This window comes from Streptomyces sp. NPDC058664, assembly GCF_042716635.1.
In the GTDB taxonomy this organism is placed as follows: Bacteria; Actinomycetota; Actinomycetes; order Streptomycetales; family Streptomycetaceae; genus Streptomyces.
On sequence record NZ_JBHXRW010000056.1, the window covers coordinates 11,388 to 29,255 of the forward strand.

The window sequence follows — 17,868 nt, forward strand, 5'->3', positions numbered from 1 at the left end:
GCCGGGCCCTCCGGAGGGCCCGGCCGCCCTCACCAGGCCAGGTCCTCCAGCGCGTCCAGGTCCGGCACCACCGCGGCCACCGGTTCCGCTCCGCTCGCGCCCACCCGCAGCTCCGCCCAGATCGTCTTGCCCCGGCGGGCGTACCGGGTGCCCCAGCGCTCCGCGTACTGCGCCACCAGATACAGCCCGCGCCCGCCCTCGTCCATGGCCGCCGCGTGCCGCAGGTGCGGCGAGGTGCTGCTGCCGTCCGACACCTCGCAGATCAGCGTCCGGTCGTGGAGCAGCCGTACCCGCACCGGATCGGCTCCGTACCGCACCGCGTTCGTGATCAGCTCGCTGAGGATCAGCTCCGCCGAGAACGCGAGCCCCTCGAGACCCCACTCCGTCAGCTTCGCCGCCGCAGCGTTCCGCACCGGCGACACCGCCGACGGATCCCGCGCCACCTCCCACTCGGCGATCCGGTCCCGTTCGAGCAGCCGGGTCCGTGCCACGAGCAGCGCGATGTCGTCGCGCGGCGACGGCGACAGGAGGGTCGCGAGGACGTCCGCGCAGGTCTGCTCCGGATTCCGGTCCGGCCGGGCGAGCGCGGACCGCAGCAGCCCGAGACCCGTGTCGAGGTCCCGCGCCCGGTCCTCCAGGAGCCCGTCCGTGAAGAGCACCAGTTTGCTGCCCTCCGGCAGCCGCAGCTCCGTCGCCTCGAACGGCGCGTCGCCCAGACCGAGCCCCAGCGGCAGCCCCGGCGACAGCTCGGGGAACTCGACCCGTCCGTCGGGACCCACGAGCGCCGGACCCGGATGCCCCGCGCTCGCCACCGTGCACAGGCCGGACGCCGGATCGTAGATCGCGTACAGGCAGGTCGCACCGGTGATGCCCTCCTCGCGCCGCCGCCCCTCGCCCTCCGGCCCCTCCGACTCCCGGGCGTCGATCCGGCCCGTCAGCTCGTCGAGGTGCCCGAGCAGCTCGTCCGGCGGCACGTCGAGCGTCGAGAAGTTGTGCACGGCCGTCCGCAGCCGCCCCATGGTGGCCGCCGCGTGCAGCCCGTGCCCCACCACGTCCCCCACCACGAGCGCCACCCGCGCCCCCGGCAGCGGGATCACGTCGAACCAGTCGCCGCCCACCCCCGCCTTCGCCGGGAGATAGCGGTACGCCACGTCCACCGCGTTCTGATCGGGCAGCACCCGGGGCAGCAGGCTCCGCTGGAGCGTCACCGCCATCGCGTGCTCCCGGGTGAACCGGCGCGCGTTGTCGATCGCCACCGCCGCCCGCGCGGCCAGCTCCTCCGCGAACGACAGGTCCTCCTCCCCGAACGGCTCCGGAGTGTCCGCCCGCCAGAAGTTCGCCATCCCGAGGACCACCCCACGGGCGAGCAGCGGCACCGTGAGCAGCGAGTGCATCCCGATCGCGAGGGCCTGCGCCGCCCCTTCCGGGTCCTGCGCCCGCCAGCCCTCCGCCGAGGCCAGCGCCGGCTCCACCACCGCGTGACCCCCGCTCAGGGCCCTCGCCATCGGGGTGCTGGGGACGTCGAACCGCACGGCGTCCCCGACCGGCTGGAGCGGGTGGTCGGGCCGCAGTCCGCTCAGCGCCGTCCGCCGCATCTCCGTGGTCGCCGCCGCGGACTCCGGCGGCTCCTCGCCCCGCAGCACCGGTTCGAGCAGCTCCACCGTCGCGAAGTCCGCGAACCGCGGCACCGCCACCTCCGCCAGCTCCTCCGCCGTCCGCACGACCTCCAGCGTCGTCCCGATCCGCACCCCCGCCTCGTACAGCAGCTGGAGCCGGCCGCGGGCCACCGCCGCCCGGCCGCTGAGGGCGGCCAGCTCGGTGGTGTCCCGCATCGTCATCACACTGCCGGACTCCGAGCCCTCCGGGAGCGTCGGACGCACGCTCACCGCGAGCAGCCGGTCGCCCGCGCGGTGCACCTCGTCCGTCGCCGCCCGGCCCGACTCCAGGAGCTCGACCGTCCGCGGGTCCAGACCGAGCTCCGAGACGTGCCGCCGCTCCGCGTCCGCCGTGAGACCGAGCAGCCGGCGCGCCTCGTCGTTGGCGAGCAGCAGCCGGCGGTCGGCGCCCACGATCAGGACGCCTTCGCGGACCGCGTGCAGGACCGCCTCGTGGTGCTCCTTCATCCGGGTCATCTCGGCCGGGCCGAGGCCGTGGGTCTGCCGCCGCAGTCGCCGGCTCACCAGGGCGGCGCCGCCCACGGCCATCACGAGCGCGCCGGCCGCCGCGCCGGCGAGGAGCGGCAGCCGCCCCCGCACCGCGTCCGTGATGTTCTCCACCTCGATGCCGCTGGTGACGAGGCCGACGATCCGGCCCCGGTCGTCCACCACGGGGACCACGGCCCGTACGGCGTCGTTGGGAGCGCCCGTGAACAGTTCGGTGTAGGACTCACCGTCCACCGTCGCGCGGGTGAGGTCGCCGCTCGCCTTGCGGCCGATCAGCTCCGGCTGCGAGTCGGTGTACCGCAGTCCGTCCGGGGCGAGGACCGCGACGAAGTCCACCCCGGTCGCCCGCCGGGTCGCCTCCGCCCGGTCCTGGAGCTCCGCCGTCGGATCGGCCGAGGCCAGCGCGTCGTCGACGCCGGGAGCTTTCGCGAAGGCCTCCGCGACCGCGAGCGAACGGACCCGGGCGTCGTGCTCGCTGTCCCCGCGCGCCTGGTAGAACGTCACGAACACGGCCGCCGCGATCACCAGGAGCGCGATCAGCGCCTCCAGGGCGAACACCTGCCCGGCGACGCTCCGCAGCCCGGTCTCGCGTCCGTCCGGACCCGGCTGCCGGCCGCGCGCCCGCCGCTCGGCGCGCCCCTGCGCCCGGCCCTGTCCCCGCTCCTGGTCCCGCCGCCGGCCACGTCCCCGCCGTCCCCATTCCCGCTCCCGGGCGGCGTCGTCCGGGCCGGGGCCCAGGCCGGGCCCCGGGCGGGGTCCCTGACCGGGTTCCTGTCCGGGGCCCGTGTCGTTCCGCCGGTCCCGGGCCGTCATCCCGTGCTCCGGGCGATGAGCAGCGCCACGTCGTCCGCCGCGCCCGGCACGCGCAGCGCCCGCAGCAGCATGTCGCAGGTTTCCTCCAGGGGCCCGCGCGCCCCGTCGAGCAGGCTCACGAGCAGGGCGATCCGCTCGTCGATCGCCTCGTCGCGGGTCTCGATCAGACCGTCCGTGTACAGCACGAGCAGGTCTCCCGGCCGGAAGGGCACCCGGGTCGTGCGGAACGTTCCGCCGCCCACCCCGAGCGGGAGGCCCGGCTCCACGTCCACCAGCTCGGCCGGCCCGTCCGCCGGGACCCGTACCGGCGGCAGATGGCCGGCGTTCGCGATCCGGCACCGGCCCTGGGCCGGGTCGTGCACGGCGAACAGACAGGTCGCGATGTAGTGCTCCAGGCCCGCCGTGATCCGGTCCAGATGCCGCAGCACCTGGGCGGGCGCGAGATCGAGGTCCGCGAACGCGCAGGTGGCGGTCCGCAGCCGGCCCATCGTCGCCGCCGCGTCGATCCCGCTGCCCATGACGTCCCCGACGACGAGCGCCGTCTTGTCGTCGGGCAGCGGGATCACGTCGTACCAGTCGCCACCGACCTCGCTCGACGCCTGTGCCGGTTGGTAGCGGGCCGCGACCTCCAGGCCCGCCCGCTTCGGCGGCATGCCCGGCAGCAGGCTGCGCTGGAGCGTCACCGCCGAGTTCCGCACGCTCTGGTACCAGCGCGCGTTGTCGATGCTGACCGCCGCGCGGGCCGCGAGCTCCGTCGCGAGCAGCACGTCGTCGCCGTCGAAGGGCAGGGCGTTGCGGTCCCGCTTGAGGTCGAGCGCGCCCAGCACCTCGCCGCGTGCGATCAGCGGCACCGCCAGGTACGAGTGCACCCCGGCCCGGGCGAGCAGCTCCGCCGCCTCGGGACTCCGTGCGATCCGGGCCAGGTCACCGGGGCCGACGTGCTCCACCAGGACCGGCAGACCGGTGTGCACGCAGCGGGTGACCAGCCGGTCCGCCCCGTACATCGCGACCGCTCCCGGCGGGTCCGCCGCCGGGAGCGCCTCCGTCCGGGCCGCCGCCTTCACCGCGAGCGCCCGGAACAGCTCGGGCCCCTCCTCGGGGGCGCCGGGCCTGCGCAGCGCGAGGACGGAGTCGAGGACGTCGACGGCGGCGATGTCCGCGAGCTCCGGGACCACCACCGAGGCGAGCTCGTCGGCGGTCCGCTCCACCTCCAGGGTGGTGCCCACCTTGGCCGAGGCGTCCGCGATGAGCGCGAGCCGCCGCCGGGACCGGTCCGCGACCGTGTCCGCCCGGTGCCGCTCCGTCACGTCGATCACCGAGGCCGCGACCCCCAGGACCCGCTCCTCGGGCCCCTCCAGGCGGTAGAAGGACACCGACCAGGCGTGGTCGTGGTCCGGGTCGGCGGGGGTCCTTCCGACGGTGGGCCGGTCGAGCAGGGGGGTCCCCGTGGTCAGTACGGCGCGCAGCGAGTCCTCCAGGGCGCTGGTGTCGAAGAGGGGCAGCACCTCGCCGACCCGCCGCCCGATGTGCAGCGCGGCCGGTACCCCGTCGATCCGTTCGAGGGCCGGGTTGACCAGGACGTAGCGCAGGTCGGTGTCCAGGACGGCCAGACCGATCGGGGACTGGGAGACGAGCCGGTCGGAGAGGGCGAGCTCGGTCTCGACCCGTTCGACGGCGGAGTGGTCGGCGGCGATCCCGAGTGCGTACAGACCGCCCAGGTCGTCGGTGAGCCCCATGTTGCGGAACTCCACGCGCCGGACGCTGCCGTCCTTGTGCCGTACGGGGAAGGTGCCGGTCCAGCTCGTGCCCTCGCGCAGCACCTCGGCGAAGAGGCGGGTCGCCTCCTCGCGGTGCTCCTCGCCGACGATCAGCCGGGCCACGTACCGGCCGAGCGCCTCGTCGGAGCGGAAGCCGAAGAGAGCCTCCGCCTGCGGGCTCCACAGCACGACCCGGCCGCGCGCGTCCACGACGACCGCGGCGACCCCGAGCACGTCGAGGAGACCCCTGCCGTACAGGGGCACCCCCGCCCGCCCCGTCGCCCCCGGGAAGGAACCGGCCGTCACACTGCCCTCCTCCCGCCGCGCGCGCCTCCTTCCATGCTCGCCGCCCGCCGGTCCCCCCGCACCGCGAGCGGCGGACGGCCCGCGGGTACGCCTCCGACGGCTCCGGCGGATCAGCCGGCGGCCCCGACGGATCCCGGGCGGGGCCGCCCCGAGGACCCCCGCACCCGCCTCCGCCCCCGTACGGTCAGCCCCGCCGCCCATCCCGTGCCCGCCACCGCGAGCAGGGGCAGCAGGACGCGGACGTCGACCAGGGCGACCAGGCCCGCGCCGAGCGCGAGGGCCATCGCGTTCGGGGCGAGGACCAGGGTGTTCGCGGTGGCCGCCACCCGGCCCACCGCCTCCGCCGGCACCTCCCGCTGCACCGCCGTGACCACGGCGACGAGCACCCACGGCAGCCCCAGGCCGATCACCGCGCTCGCCGCCAGGGCCGTCGTCCCGTACGACAGCGCCCGCGCCCCCACGGCCACCGCGAACAGCGGCCACACCCGGTCGGCCGAGTCCACCCACAGCAGCAGCGGCAGCAGCACCGCCATCGCCGCGTTCAGGACGACGAGCAGCGGTCGCCGCCGCACCCGGTCGGCGAGCGTGCCGAGCAGCGGCCCGAGGAGTACGGGCGCCCAGAGGGCGAAGGCGGCCAGGGCCGCCAGACTGTCGGACCCCGTCAGGGACTCCACCCAGATCCCGGCGACCAGCCACATCGCCGTCGTACCGAATCCGGACACCACGACACCTGTCAGATACCAGCGCATCGCCCCAGGCTCGTCCCTGAGGAGGGCCCGACGGATCGGTCACCTTTCCTAGGGGGTGGCGGAAGCCGCTCCCCGCTTCTCGTACCGCAGCGCGGCCCCCGTCGCCAGCGCGCCCAGGCCCTCCCACAGGCCCACGCCCAGGAATCCGGCCGGGGCCCGGCCTGTGACGACCGCGAGGGTGAAGACCGCGCAGGTGAGGAGCCGGAAGGGAACCGTCCAGCGGAAGAAGGGCTTCCAGTCGGCGAGCGCGGCCAGGACGTAGTAGACGCCCATGTTGAGCGCCGCCATCGAGGACGCCGTGAGGAAGACGAGGGTGTGGTCGTCGTCCGCGCGCCCGCCCTCGGGCACCGGCGCGAAGCCCATCGCCGTGAGCAGGGCGTCCGGTACGACCAGGCCCACCACCCCCAGCGCGGCGGCGAGCACGCCGAAGACCGCCATGGTCCAGCCGGACAGGGAACGGGGCAGGCGCACGGCGGTCCTCCGCGAGGTGGGTGCAGGGTCAGTGGCTCGAATGCGTGCTCGGACACGAGCGTGACTCTGCATATCGTGTGACGGGGCCCGACGGCCAATCGGACCCCGTGCACCGTCACTTCACCGCGTCACTTCAGCGCCGCCGACATCATCTTCCGCGCCACCGGGGCCGCCAGACCGTTGCCGCTGACCTCGGAGCGGGCCGCGCCCGAGTCCTCGATCATCACGGCGACGGCGACCTGCTTCCCGGTCGAGGGGTCCTTCGCGTACGACGTGAACCAGGCGTACGGCGTCCTGCTGTTGTTCTCGCCGTGCTGTGCCGTGCCCGTCTTGCCGCCGACCTCGGCCCCGTCGATCGCCGCGTTGGTGCCGGTGCCCTCGTCCACGACGGTCCGCATGGCGCTCCGCAGCTGCCCGGCCGTCGAGGAGGAGACGATCCGGGTGGTGTCGCCGTCCTCGTACGACCGGAGCGCGTCGCCGTCGGAGTCGACGACCTCCGCCACCATGTGCGGGGCCGCGAGCAGTCCGTCGTGGGCGATCGCCGCCGACACCATCGCCATCTGGAGCGGGGTGGCGGTCACGTCGAACTGTCCGATGCCGGTGAGCGCCGTCTGCGCCGCGTCCATGCCGGACGGGTACGCGCTCGCGTACGCCCGCACCGGCACGTCGAGCTCGTCCTCGTTGAAGCCGAACTTCTCCGCCATCGCCTTCACCTTGTCCTGCCCCAGGTCGGCGGCCATCTTGGCGAAGACGTTGTTGCAGGAGTACTGGAGCGCGGTGCGGATCGTGGCGTCCTCGCAGGGCGCCGAGGCGTTCTCGTTCCTCAGCACGGTCCGGGTGTTCGGCAGGGTGTACGGGTCGGGGCTCTCCGTCGCCGTGTCCACCGAGCCGTAGAGACCGTCCTCCAGGGCCGCCGCGGCGACGACCAGCTTGAAGGTGGAGCCGGGCGGCAGCGGCCGGCGCAGCGCCCGGTTGACCATCGGCTTGTCCTCGTCGGCCGTCAGCCGCTTCCAGGCGTCGCCGTCCGTCGTCCCGGCGATCTCCGAGGGGTCGTACGAGGGGGTGGACACCAGGGCGAGGATCCGGCCGGAGGCGGGGTCGAGGGCGACGGCCGCGCCCTTCTTGTTCCCGAGCGCCCGGTAGGCGGCCTTCTGGACGTCCGGGTCGATCGTGGTGACGACCGTGCCCGGCTCCTGCTGCTTGCCCGTGAGGGCGTCGAGCGGGTTCTTCAGCCGGTCGTCGGTGCCGTCGAGGACGTCTCCGTAGATGCCCTCCAGCTGGGTGGCGCCGTACGCCTGCGAGCCGTACCCGGTGACCGCCGCGTACAGCTCGCCGTCCGTGTACGTGCGCTTGTACGCGAGATCGTCTCCCTCCGTCCTCTTCGAGCCGGTGACCGGCGAACCGGCCACGACGATGTCACCGAGCGGCTGCGCGTACTGCGCGATGGTCTTCCGCCGGTTCTTCGAGTCGTCCGCGAGCGCCTTGCCTTCGTACGCCTGCACCCAGGTGGCCCGGCCCAGGAGGGCGAGCACCAGGAGCAGCACGAAGACCGACGTGTTCCTGATCGTCTTGTTCATCGCACTCAGGGGGACGAACGGGCCGGTGGGGGGCGTTCCGGATGTGTCCGGTTTCTCAGGGAACCTTCATCAGGGACGGCCGTACCGGCCCGGTCTCACCCCGCCCGTACGAACCCCGACTCGTACGCCAGGATCACCGCCTGCGTGCGGTCGCGGGCGCCCGACTTCGCCAGGACCGCCGCCACGTGGGTCTTGACCGTGGCCGGCCCGACACCCAGCCGGTCCGCGATCTCCGCGTTCGTCAGGCCCTTCGCCACCAGGCGCAGCGTCTCCGCCTCCCGTTCGGTGAGGCGCCCCACCCACGGCGGCGCCACCGGCGGTCTGCGGCGGGCGTGCTCGGCGGCCAGGCCCCGTACCGCCGCCGGGTAGAGCAGCGAATCGCTCCGCGCGACCAGCCGGACCGCGCCGACCAGCTCCTCCGCCGCCGCCCGCTTCAGCAGGAAGCCGGCCGCGCCCACGCGCAGCGCGTCGTACACGTAGGAGTCGTTCTCGAAGGTGGTCACCACCACGATCCGCGGCGGCTCCGCCATCCCGGCGAGGATCTGCTCGGTGGCCCGGATGCCGTCGACCTCCGGCATCCGCACGTCCATCAGGACGACGTCCGGCCGTTCGGCCCGCACCACCGACACCGCCTCGGCGCCGGTGGACGCCTCGCCCACGACCTCCAGGTCGGGTTCCGCGTCGAGGATGACCCGCAGGGCCGTCCGCACCATCCGCTCGTCGTCGGCGACCACCACGCGTACGGCCGCGCCCACCGGGGGGCCCTGACGGTTCACGGCCGCGTTCACCGGGGGATCCCGACCGCGAGGCGCCAGACGCCGTCCGCCGGGCCCGCCTCCGCGGTGCCGCCGAGCAGCCGGGCCCGTTCGGCGATGCCGAGCAGACCGCGCCCTCCGCCGGGGCGGGCGACCGGGGGCCGCGCGGGCAAGGGGTTCTCCACGATGATCTCCACCTTCTCGGTACGGGCGTCGAGCCGTACGGTGACGGGCTCCCCGCCCGCGTGCCGGGCCGCGTTCGTCAGGCCTTCCTGAACGATCCGGTACGCCTCCCGCGACAGCGCCTCCGGTACGGGTCCGAGGTCTCCCGACACGGTCAGCGCCACCTCCGGTCCCGCGCCCCGCACCAGGGACTCCAGGGCGTCGAGCCCCGGGCCCACGCCCTCGTCGACCTCCTCGCCCCGCCGCAGCAGGCCGAGGGCCCGGTCCAGCTCGCCGACCGTGCGCCGGGTGGTCTCCTCGATCGCGGTCAGCGCCTCCCGCACGAACTCCAGGTCCGCGCCGGCGCCGCCCTCCAGGACCCGGCGGGCCGCCCCCGCCTGGAGGGTGACCGCGCTCAGCGCGTGACCGACCGAGTCGTGCAGCTCCCGGGCGAGCCGGTTGCGGGACTCCGCCTCCGCCGCCCGCCGCTCGGCCGCCGCGAGCCGGTCCGTGGGACTCGGCCCGAGCAGCCGGGTCGCCTGCCGGGCGAGCAGGGCCCCGGTCACGGCGGCCGCGCCGGCGAGCGCGAGCAGCATCAGGAGCCCCGCCGGGAGCGCCGCCCAGACCCACCAGGGTTGGTCGAGGCCCCAGAACCGGCCGAGCTCGGACTCCCGGAGCGCCGGCGAGAACGGCAGCGCCATCACCGACACCGCGAACGGCGGCAGGGCCAGGGTCGCCCCGCTGACCAGCGCCCCGACGCCCAGGTGCAGGGTGAACCAGCCGGCCGTCCGGGCCCTCGCCTCCCGCCCCCGCGCCGGGCCGTCCGCGAACCGGTCCGCCGGCACCCCGCACAGAGCCCGCGCCACCGCCACCGCCATCGGCCGGGCCGGTGGGAAGAGGGCGGCGACCACGACGAGCGGCAACCCCACCGCGTACGCCCCGAACTGCGCTCCGACGCTCCCGGCGAACATCCCCCCGGAGTCGAGCAACGGCCCCATGACCAGGGAGCCGACCATCCAGAACGGCATGAACAGCGCGCCGCCCACGATCAGATGCAGCCAGCGCCGCCTGGCCCGCTGCCCGAGGAGGGCGGCCGCGTACCGGCTCACGCCTCGACGCTCCGGCGCCGCAGGACGACGGCCACGCACGCGGCGAGCAGGAACCCGGTGATCATGTCGCCAGCGTAGGACAGCTGTACGAGCCCGGGGACGCGCTTGGTGGGATCCGTCTCGGGCAGCAGCGCGACGAGCGACATGTAGGCGCCCCAGCAGCCCACCGCCGCCGACGCCGTCCAGGCGAGGGCGAGCGTGGAGCGGACCCGGAGCCGGGCGGGCCGGCGCAGGACCAGGAGGAGGGTGAAGACGACGGCGACGGCGAGGAAGCCGAGCCACTGCACCTCCAGGACGTAGTAGTCGGCGTCGCGTTCGGCGATCCGCCGGGCGGACAGACCCGTGGTCGAGCCGACCGCCCACGACAGGTGGGGCGTGGCGGACGTGAGCGCGATCAGCGAGCCGGCCAGGGCGACGGCCCGCACCCCGGGCCCGGACGTGCGGGCCGACAGCTCGCCGAGCCGGCCGCTCCAGAGGTGGCCCCAGCGGTCCCGGGCGTACAGGACGAAGAGGCCGCCGAGGGCGAGACCCTGGAGGATGAAGCCGCCGTAGACGACGCCGAAGACCCAGGGGTCGAGGAAGGGTTCGGCGGGCGCGGCGGCCTTCTCGTCGCCGGTGACGGCGGCGACCGCGAGCTGCGCCGGGTAACCGGTCATGATCGGGACGAGCAGCCCGGTCGCCGCCCACATGGGCAGGGCGAGCAGCCAGGCGGGGAACCGCCGGCCCCAGGTCTGGGTGAGCAGCAGGGCGAGGACGACGACGAGGGCGTCGGCGACCACCGACACCGAGTTGGCGATCGCCATCATCTGCCGGTGCTCCAGGAGCACGCTGCCGGCCGGGATGCCGATCTCGCTGCCCGCCACCCAGGCGGCCTTGAGCGAGATGTACGGCAGGCAGGCCAGGATCGCGAGCGCGCGCAGCGCCCGGCGGGCGGCGGTCGGCCGGTGGGGCGCGGCGGGCCGGCCGGCCCGGGGGAGGGGAGCGGTCTGTGTCATGGCTCCACGCTCCCGCGAGCACCCCCGGCGCCACCTCCTGCCGGACGGTGAACCGCCTCCGCCGCGCGGGGGAGGAGCCGTCGTTCCCTCAGCTCACCCACAACGAGAATTGACCCACGTTTCTGATGATCAATTGCACCCTTGTCGGAGGTCAATCGCGCTCTAGAGTGGTGATCATGAACGAGATCGCGACCTTCGCCCCGCTCCTGACCCGCGCCGCCGACGCCGAGACCACCGCCGACCCCAGCAGCGTGATGACGCTCCTCGCCGACTCGGACGGCACCGGCGGGCGGCTCACCAGCTACCGCTCCTCCTTCGCGAAGGGCGCGGTCGGCGCCCCGGCGCACTTCCACACCAAGGCCTCGGAGATGTTCTTCGTGCTCGGCGGGTCCCTCCAGGTCCTGGTCGGCGAGGAGCTGACCGTCCTGGAGCAGGGCGACTTCCTCCTCGTCCCGCCGCACACCCCGCACGCCTTCGCCGCGGCGCCCGGCGCCGAGGCCGACGTCCTCTTCGTCTTCACGCCGGGCATGGCCCGCTTCGACTACCTGCGGCTGCTCGGCCGGGTCATGCGCGGCGAGGCGAGCTTCGAGGAGATCAAGGCCTCCTCGGAGCAGTACGACAACCACTACGTGGACAGCCCGGTGTGGCAGAAGGCGCTCGCCGAGCGGGGCTGATCTCCGGCGGGCTGATCTCCGGCGGGCTGATCCCCGGCAGGGCTGATCCCCGGCGGGGCTGATCTCCGGCGGAGTTGATCCCCAGCGGGATCAGAGGCGGCGGGTCGCCAGCGTCAGCCGGTCCCGCGCGTCGAAGAGCGCGTCCTTGATCATCTGCTCGTGGGCCGGGGTGAGCCGCGCCACCGGCACCGAGCAGCTGATCGCGTCCCGCGCCGGGGTCCGGTAGGGGATCGCGATGCCGAAGCAGCGCAGACCCAGCGTGTTCTCCTCGCGGTCCACCGAGAAGCCCTGCTCCCGGATGACGTGCAGCTCCTCGATGAGCCGCTCGCGGTCGGTGATGGTGTGCTCGGTCAGCGCCGGGAGGGTCTCGGGCAGCATCTTGCGCACCTGCTCGTCGGTGTGGGTGGCGAGCAGCGCCTTGCCGAGCGAGGTCGAGTGCGCGGGCAGCCGGCGCCCGACCCGGGTGAACGGCCGCAGGTAGTGCTGGGACTGGCGGGTCGCCAGGTAGACGACGTTGGTGCCGTCGAGCCGCGCCAGGTGGATGGTCTCGGTGGTGTCGTCGGAGAGCCGGTCCAGGGTGGGCCGGGAAGCGGCCACCACCTCGTCGCCGTCGATGTACGAGGTGCCGACGAGCAGCGCCCGCACCCCGATGCCGTACCGGGTGCCGGTCGAGTCCGTCTCCACCCAGCCCAGCTCGACGAGGGTGCGCAGCAGCATGTACAGGCTGGACTTGGGATAGCCGACGGCCTCCTGGACGGCGGCCAGCGAGTGCATCCCGGGGCGTCCGGCGAAGTACTCGAGCAGCTCCACGGTCCGCACGGCGGACTTCACCTGTGCTCCGCCCGCGTCGGCAGTCGCCATGACCCTCGCCCCTTTTCCGTCGTCCGGTCGTCCCGTGGCCACCACCTGGCTGAACGGGGCCCTTGTGGAGACGGCCGAGCCGTCCCTAGAGTCCCGTACAGATGTGTTCATCTACGGGAACTGTGTTCAGAATAGCGAACAGGGGCATGGCGGTGGCGGCAGAACCAGTGTGGAGTGTGGACCCCCGGACGGGGAAGTCGCGCGAACAGGTCGCGGTGGAGGCCACGGCGGAGGACGTGGACCGGTCCGTACGGGCCGCCCACGACGTCAGGGAGAGTCTCGCCGACCGGGGCCTACGGGCCTCCTTCCTCCGTACCGCGGCCGACCTCCTCGACGGGGCGCGCGAGCGGATCGTCGAGACGGCCGACGCGGAGACCGCGCTCGGTCCCGTCCGGCTGACCGGCGAACTCGCCCGGACCACGGCCCAGTTGCGGGCCTTCGCCGACGTCGTCGAGGAGGGTTCCTTCCTCGACATCCGGATCGACCTGCCCGACCCCGGGGCCACCCCGCCCCGGCCCGACATGCGCCGCTGGAAGATCCCGCTCGGCGTCGTCGCCGTCTACGCCGCGAGCAACTTCCCGCTCGCCTTCTCCGTCCCCGGCGGCGACACCGCGAGCGCCCTCGCGGCCGGCTGCCCCGTGGTCGTCAAGGCCCACCCCGACCACCCGGCCACCTCCGAACTCTGCGCCTCCCTGCTGCGCGAGGCCGCCGCCGCGGTGGGCCTCCCCGAGGACGTCGTCGCCCTCGTCCACGGCTTCGACGCCGGTGTGGAGCTCGTCCGGCACCCGCTCGTCGCCGCGGCGGGCTTCACCGGCTCGGTACGCGGCGGGCGGGCCCTCTTCGACGCGGCCGCCGCCCGGCCCGTGCCCATCCCCTTCCACGGCGAACTCGGCTCCCTCAACCCGGTCGTGCTCACCCCCGCGGCGATCGAGGAGCGGGCCGAGGAGATCGGCGAGGGCCTCGCCGGCTCCATGACCCTCGGCGCGGGCCAGTTCTGCACCAAGCCCGGCTTCGTCCTGGCCCCCTCGGGCGAGGCCGGCGACCGCTTCCTCGACGCCCTCGCCGCCGGGGTCTCCAAGGCGGGACCGGCGGTGCTGCTCGACCACCGGATGCGGGACGCGTTCGTCGCCGGGGTCACCGAGCGGGCCGCGCTCACCGGGGTACGGGCCCCGGTCACGCCCGGCGCGGGCGAGGCGCACACGGTCAGCGCCGGCGTCCTCGCCGTCGACGCCGCCCTGCTCACCGAAGGCGACGGGCACCACCTCCTCCTGGAGGAGTGCTTCGGCCCGGTCACCGTCGTCGCCCGCTACGACTCGCGGACCGAGATCACCGGCGTCCTCTCCCGGCTGCCCGGCAACCTCACCGCCACCCTCCACGTCGCCACGGAGGCCGCAGAGGACACCGACGCGGCCTCGCTCCTCGCCGAACTCACCCCGCTGGCGGGCCGCGTCCTCGTCAACGGCTGGCCCACCGGCGTCGCCGTCGCCGCGTCCCAGCACCACGGCGGCCCCTACCCGGCCACCACCTCCACCTCCACCTCGGTCGGCGCGACCGCGATCGAGCGCTGGCTGCGCCCGGTCACCTACCAGTCGACCCCCGAGCACCTGCTCCCGCCGGAGCTCCGCGACGGCAACCCGCTGGGCCTGCCCCGCCGCTGACCGTCCCCCCGCGCCGTCGCCCACCCCCGCGAACGGGAGTGCGGCGCGGCGCGGGGGCCGTACCGCGAGGGCGCCTGACGCGCCCGCGGCCGTGGAAGGACGGAGGGCATGGGGGCGATGCCGGGGGACCGGAGCACCCGGGAGTTCCTGGCGGGGCTGCGCGTCGGCGACCTCTGCGGCGGGGCCGTCGCGGAGATCGGCCGATCGGACGTGGTGGCGGTGGTCCTGGACGGTTCCCCGCGTATCCGCCGGGGACCGTGAGGTCCTGACGCAGGGAGAGGCCAGGCTCTCCCTGCGGGCGACGGAGCCGGATCCCTTCCGGACATGGGCCGACGGCATCGCGGCGGGCCGGACGCTGCCGGGGCTGGTCACCGAGGTGTGCTCCATCGGTGCCTTCGTCCGCGTCGCCGACGGCATCGAGGGACTGGTTCCTCTCGACGAGCTCGTCCTGACGCACGTCACCCGTCCGGGAGACGCCGTCGAGGTCGGTGACGAGGCGACGGTCGTCGTCACGGAGGTCGACCGGACGCGGCGCAGGCTGTCTCTCTCCCCGCGCCCGGCGTAGCGATCGGCGTCCGGGCGCCTGCCTGCCGGCGGCCGGGCAGGCGCAGGGACGCCAGGGGCAGCAGGCCCGCGCCGGTCAGGAGGCTCCCGTACGCGGGGCCGACTCCACGGGCCGGGCCGCCGACGAGCCGAAGACCACGACCGCGAGGGCGCCCGCCGCCTGCCGTACCGCGTTCAGGAGACCGGCGGCCCCCCGCCCCTCGTGTTCCGCAACCGGCCCGTCCTCCCGCGCGTCCTGAAAGGTCATGATCAGAACCGCGAACGCCGCCGACCTCGACGCCGTCGTCGCCCTCCATGCCGAGGCCCGCGCCACCTACTACCGCGGACACGTCCCCGACGCCGACTTCCTCGGCCCCGAGGAGGTCGCCCGCTCCCGGGCCGGCTGGGCGGCGGCCGTCGACCGCGGGGCCGTGCTCTGCGCCGTACGGGACGGGGAGATCGCGGGAATCGCCGCGTACGGGGAGCGCGACGGCCTCATGCACCTCACCCAGCTCCACGTGCTCCCCGCCCGCTGGCGCGCGGGCGTCGGCGCCGAGCTCCACGCGGCCTGCGCCGACGCCTGGCGGACCGCCGGGGTGACCCGGGCCCGTCTGGAGGTCTTCGAGAAGAACGAGCGCGCCCAGGCCTTCTACGCGGCCCACGGCTGGACCCCCGACCCGGAGAAGCCGCGCGACGGCAGCCACCTCGTGCTCCGGCTCACACTGGACCCGGAAACGGAATGAACCCGGCCGCCGAGGGCGTTGTCGCGACCGCACACCCCACCGGCAACCCTCGGAGAGAAGTCACATGCGCGTCGAGATCTGGAGCGACATCGCCTGCCCCTGGTGCTACATCGGCAAGGCCCGCTTCGAGAAGGGCCTCGCGGCCTTCGCCCACCGCGACGACGTCGAGGTCGTGCACCGCTCCTTCGAGCTCGACCCGAACCGCGCCAAGGGTGACACGGGCCCCGTCCTTGAGCTGCTCGCCGAGAAGTACGGCCGCACGCTCGACGAGGCCCGCGCCATGGAGGCGCACGTCGCCGACAACGCGCGCTCCGAGGGCCTCGGCTACCGCACCGAGGGACGCGACCACGGCAACACCTTCGACATCCACCGGCTGCTCCACCTCGCCAAGGACCGAGGGCTCCAGAACGAGCTCCTGGACCTGGCCTACCGCGCCAACTTCGCCGAGGAGCGCTCCGTCTACGACACCGGCACCCTGGTGACGCTCGGCGTCGAGGCCGGTCTCGACGAGACCGAGGTGCGGGCCGTCCTCGCCGACGACTCCGCCTACGCCGAGGCCGTACGCGAGGACGAGCGCGAGGCCGCCGAACTCGGCGCGAACGGCGTTCCGTTCTTCGTCCTCGACCGCCGCTACGGCATCTCCGGCGGCCAGCCCGCCGAGGTCTTCACCCAGGCCCTCGAGCAGGCCTGGCAGGGCCGGGTCCTCCAGACCGTCGGCTCCGACGCGGAGGTCTGCGGACCGGACGGCGCCTGCGAGGTCCCGGGCGCCTGACGGCCGCACCCCCGTTGACCTGCGGAGATAAGCGCGGCTTGGGTTTCCCCGCGAGTGAATCGCCATTGACGGCTGATCGCGGGGAACCCAGGGTGGGGACATGGAACCCCTTGACCAGCCGCTCGGAGGCGCCGAGTTCGCGCCCAAGAAGACCTATCTGAACACCTCCGCCTGCGGGCTGCTGCCCCGCCGGACCATCGAGGCCGTGACGCTGCTCGCCGAGGAGACCGCCGACGGTCGCCCCGACGGCGCCGGAAGCTTCGAGATCGTCGACGAGGCCCGCGCCGCCTTCGCCCGCCTCGCCGGTGTGTCGCACGAGCGCGTCGCCGTGGGCAGCTCCGTCGCCGTGCACTGCGGAATGATCGCCCAGTCGATGCCCGCCGGGTCCGAGATCCTCTTCCCCGAGGGCGACTTCTCCTCCGTCATCACCCCCTTCACGATCCGCGGCGACCTCAAGACCCGGTTCGTGCCCCTGGAGCGGCTCGCCGAGTCCGTCCGTCCCGGGACCGCGCTCGTCGCCTTCTCCGCCGTGCAGTCGGCGGACGGCCGGACGGCCGACTTCGCGGCGATCCGGGCCGCGGCGGCCGCGCACGGCGCCCGTACGCTCCTCGACGCCACGCAGTCGGCCGGCTGGCTGCCGCTGCGCGCGGGGGAGTGGGACTACACGGTCTCCGGCGGCTACAAGTACCTGCTCTGCCCGCGCGGGGCGTCCTTCCTCACCGTCACCGAGGAGGCGCAGGACTCGCTCCTCGCCATCCACGCCAACTGGGTCACGGGCGAGGAACTGTGGGTGAACAGCTACGGCCCGGTCCGCGAACTCGCCCGCACCGCACGCCGGTTCGACGAGCCCGCGGCCTTCCTCTCGTACCACGGGGCGGCCCGCTCGCTCGCGCTCCTCGAAGAGATCGGCATCGGGCGGATCGAGGCCCACGACAAGGGGCTCGCGGCCCGCTTCCGCTCCGGGCTCGTCGCCCTGGGCCACGAGCCGGTCATGGACGACTCGACGGTCGTCGCCGTCCCCGGCCTCGGAGACCGCGCGGACGCGCTGCGCGAGGCCGGCATCCTGCTCTCCGCCCGCGCGGGCAACCTCCGCGCCTCCTTCCACCTGTACAACACGGCGGCGGACGTCGACCGGATCCTGGAAGCCCTGGCGGGCTGAGGCCCGCCGCTCAGCGGCTTCCCGGCGGCGGGCACTCGCCCGCCTCGCCCGCCTCCTCTCGCAGGTTCTCCGCCACGACGCCGAGGAGCCGGGCGAGCTCGGCCCGGTCGTCCGGGCCGAGCCCGCTCAGGGAGAGCGCCTCCAGGTCCGACCAGACCCCCTCGACGCCGGCGCGCAGCGACCGCCCCTCCTCCGTCGCCTCGACCAGGACCGCGCGCCGGTCGGCGGGGTCCGGGCCACGGCGCACGTGGCCGCACTGCTCCAGGCGCTGGAGCATCTTCGTCACCGTCGAGGCGTCGAGGCCGAGGGACTGGATCAGCTCGGACTGGCGGACCGGCCCGCAGTCCCAGAGCCGCATCATCATCATCTCCTGGCCCGGGTAGAGATCGAGTTCCCGCAACCGCCGTCCGGCGGCGATCCGGTGCATCCGGGCCACCCGGGCCAGGGCGATGCTGACGGGGCCGCCGTGGGCGGTGGACGGCGTCGTCCCGGTACAGACGGGGTCGGTTCCTGACATCGGGGCTCCTCGGGAAGGTTCTGCCCCCAGATTACCTTGGTCGGCCAATCAATGGGTTACAGTGGCATCCGGACCATATGCTTGG

The 17,868-nt window shown here is 74.4% G+C and carries 18 protein-coding genes; 7 read left to right on the forward strand and 11 right to left on the reverse strand.

All coding sequences use genetic code 11. The features are described 5' to 3' along the window. Nucleotides 1–29: 29 nt before the first annotated feature. The 8 genes from ACFWUY_RS32465 to ACFWUY_RS32500 form a co-directional block, all read right to left on the reverse strand. On the reverse strand, nucleotides 30–2,975 hold the full coding sequence (locus tag ACFWUY_RS32465; RefSeq protein ID WP_384118266.1) for a SpoIIE family protein phosphatase: 2,946 nt from the start codon (nucleotides 2,973–2,975) through the stop codon (nucleotides 30–32). Then, nucleotides 2,972–5,038 carry a SpoIIE family protein phosphatase gene (locus tag ACFWUY_RS32470; protein WP_384118268.1) on the reverse strand — a complete coding sequence of 689 codons (2,067 nt, stop codon included), beginning with the start codon at nucleotides 5,036–5,038 and terminating at the stop codon, nucleotides 2,972–2,974. Before ACFWUY_RS32470 ends, ACFWUY_RS32465 begins: the two co-directional genes overlap by 4 nt. Before the next feature lie 110 nt (nucleotides 5,039–5,148). After that, nucleotides 5,149–5,787 carry a hypothetical protein gene (locus ACFWUY_RS32475; protein WP_384118270.1) on the reverse strand — a complete coding sequence of 213 codons (639 nt, stop codon included), beginning with the start codon at nucleotides 5,785–5,787 and terminating at the stop codon, nucleotides 5,149–5,151. A gap of 48 nt (nucleotides 5,788–5,835) precedes the next feature. Next, the gene (locus ACFWUY_RS32480; RefSeq protein WP_384118319.1) at nucleotides 5,836–6,225 is read right to left on the reverse strand and encodes a hypothetical protein; all 390 of its coding nucleotides are present in this window, start codon (nucleotides 6,223–6,225) and stop codon (nucleotides 5,836–5,838) included. Between the two features lie 161 nt (nucleotides 6,226–6,386). After that, nucleotides 6,387–7,835, reverse strand: a complete 1,449-nt coding sequence (locus ACFWUY_RS32485) for a peptidoglycan D,D-transpeptidase FtsI family protein (protein ID WP_384118272.1) — start codon at nucleotides 7,833–7,835, stop codon at nucleotides 6,387–6,389. A 95-nt stretch (nucleotides 7,836–7,930) separates the two neighbouring features. Continuing rightward, entirely contained in the window at nucleotides 7,931–8,548 is a 618-nt protein-coding gene (locus tag ACFWUY_RS32490; protein ID WP_384118321.1) for a response regulator, read from the reverse strand. Nucleotides 8,549–8,619: 71 nt separating this feature from the next. Beyond that, nucleotides 8,620–9,861, reverse strand: a complete 1,242-nt coding sequence (locus ACFWUY_RS32495) for a sensor histidine kinase (protein WP_384118274.1) — start codon at nucleotides 9,859–9,861, stop codon at nucleotides 8,620–8,622. After that, nucleotides 9,858–10,856: a hypothetical protein gene (locus ACFWUY_RS32500; RefSeq protein WP_384118276.1), complete on the reverse strand. Its 999-nt coding sequence runs from the start codon at nucleotides 10,854–10,856 to the stop codon at nucleotides 9,858–9,860. The genes ACFWUY_RS32495 and ACFWUY_RS32500 overlap by 4 nt, the downstream gene beginning before the upstream one ends. Before the next feature lie 176 nt (nucleotides 10,857–11,032). Here ACFWUY_RS32500 and ACFWUY_RS32505 point away from each other — a divergent pair, with 176 nt between their 5' ends. After that, a complete protein-coding gene (locus tag ACFWUY_RS32505) occupies nucleotides 11,033–11,530 on the forward strand; it encodes a cupin domain-containing protein (protein WP_384118278.1) in 498 nt (165 codons plus the stop codon). A gap of 90 nt (nucleotides 11,531–11,620) precedes the next feature. Here the strand turns inward: ACFWUY_RS32505 and ACFWUY_RS32510 are convergent, their stop codons facing one another. Then, on the reverse strand, nucleotides 11,621–12,391 hold the full coding sequence (locus ACFWUY_RS32510) for an IclR family transcriptional regulator (protein ID WP_384118280.1): 771 nt from the start codon (nucleotides 12,389–12,391) through the stop codon (nucleotides 11,621–11,623). Between the two features lie 146 nt (nucleotides 12,392–12,537). On the opposite strand from ACFWUY_RS32510, the gene ACFWUY_RS32515 reads away from it, so the two are divergent. The 3 genes from ACFWUY_RS32515 (at nucleotide 12,538) to ACFWUY_RS32525 (ending at nucleotide 14,614) form a co-directional block, all read left to right on the forward strand. After that, nucleotides 12,538–14,049, forward strand: coding sequence for an aldehyde dehydrogenase (NADP(+)) (locus ACFWUY_RS32515; protein WP_384118283.1), 1,512 nt, complete (start codon nucleotides 12,538–12,540; stop codon nucleotides 14,047–14,049). A 108-nt stretch (nucleotides 14,050–14,157) separates the two neighbouring features. Beyond that, on the forward strand, nucleotides 14,158–14,310 hold the full coding sequence (locus ACFWUY_RS32520; protein ID WP_384118327.1) for a hypothetical protein: 153 nt from the start codon (nucleotides 14,158–14,160) through the stop codon (nucleotides 14,308–14,310). Between the two features lie 94 nt (nucleotides 14,311–14,404). Then, entirely contained in the window at nucleotides 14,405–14,614 is a 210-nt protein-coding gene (locus tag ACFWUY_RS32525; protein WP_384118323.1) for a S1 RNA-binding domain-containing protein, read from the forward strand. A 75-nt stretch (nucleotides 14,615–14,689) separates the two neighbouring features. Here ACFWUY_RS32525 and ACFWUY_RS32530 read toward each other — a convergent pair whose 3' ends face one another. After that, entirely contained in the window at nucleotides 14,690–14,860 is a 171-nt protein-coding gene (locus ACFWUY_RS32530; protein WP_384118285.1) for a hypothetical protein, read from the reverse strand. Between ACFWUY_RS32530 and ACFWUY_RS32535 the strand changes: the two genes are divergently transcribed. The 3 genes from ACFWUY_RS32535 to ACFWUY_RS32545 all read left to right on the forward strand — a co-directional run bounded on the left by ACFWUY_RS32535 (nucleotide 14,859) and on the right by ACFWUY_RS32545 (nucleotide 17,266). After that, nucleotides 14,859–15,335, forward strand: coding sequence for a GNAT family N-acetyltransferase (locus ACFWUY_RS32535; RefSeq protein ID WP_384118287.1), 477 nt, complete (start codon nucleotides 14,859–14,861; stop codon nucleotides 15,333–15,335). The genes ACFWUY_RS32530 and ACFWUY_RS32535 overlap by 2 nt on opposite strands. Before the next feature lie 64 nt (nucleotides 15,336–15,399). Then, nucleotides 15,400–16,107 carry a DsbA family oxidoreductase gene (locus ACFWUY_RS32540; protein ID WP_384118289.1) on the forward strand — a complete coding sequence of 236 codons (708 nt, stop codon included), beginning with the start codon at nucleotides 15,400–15,402 and terminating at the stop codon, nucleotides 16,105–16,107. A 100-nt stretch (nucleotides 16,108–16,207) separates the two neighbouring features. Beyond that, the gene (locus ACFWUY_RS32545) at nucleotides 16,208–17,266 is read left to right on the forward strand and encodes an aminotransferase class V-fold PLP-dependent enzyme (protein WP_384118291.1); all 1,059 of its coding nucleotides are present in this window, start codon (nucleotides 16,208–16,210) and stop codon (nucleotides 17,264–17,266) included. Between the two features lie 10 nt (nucleotides 17,267–17,276). Here the strand turns inward: ACFWUY_RS32545 and ACFWUY_RS32550 are convergent, their stop codons facing one another. Beyond that, nucleotides 17,277–17,783 carry a MarR family winged helix-turn-helix transcriptional regulator gene (locus ACFWUY_RS32550; protein WP_384118293.1) on the reverse strand — a complete coding sequence of 169 codons (507 nt, stop codon included), beginning with the start codon at nucleotides 17,781–17,783 and terminating at the stop codon, nucleotides 17,277–17,279. Nucleotides 17,784–17,868: the final 85 nt, after the last annotated feature.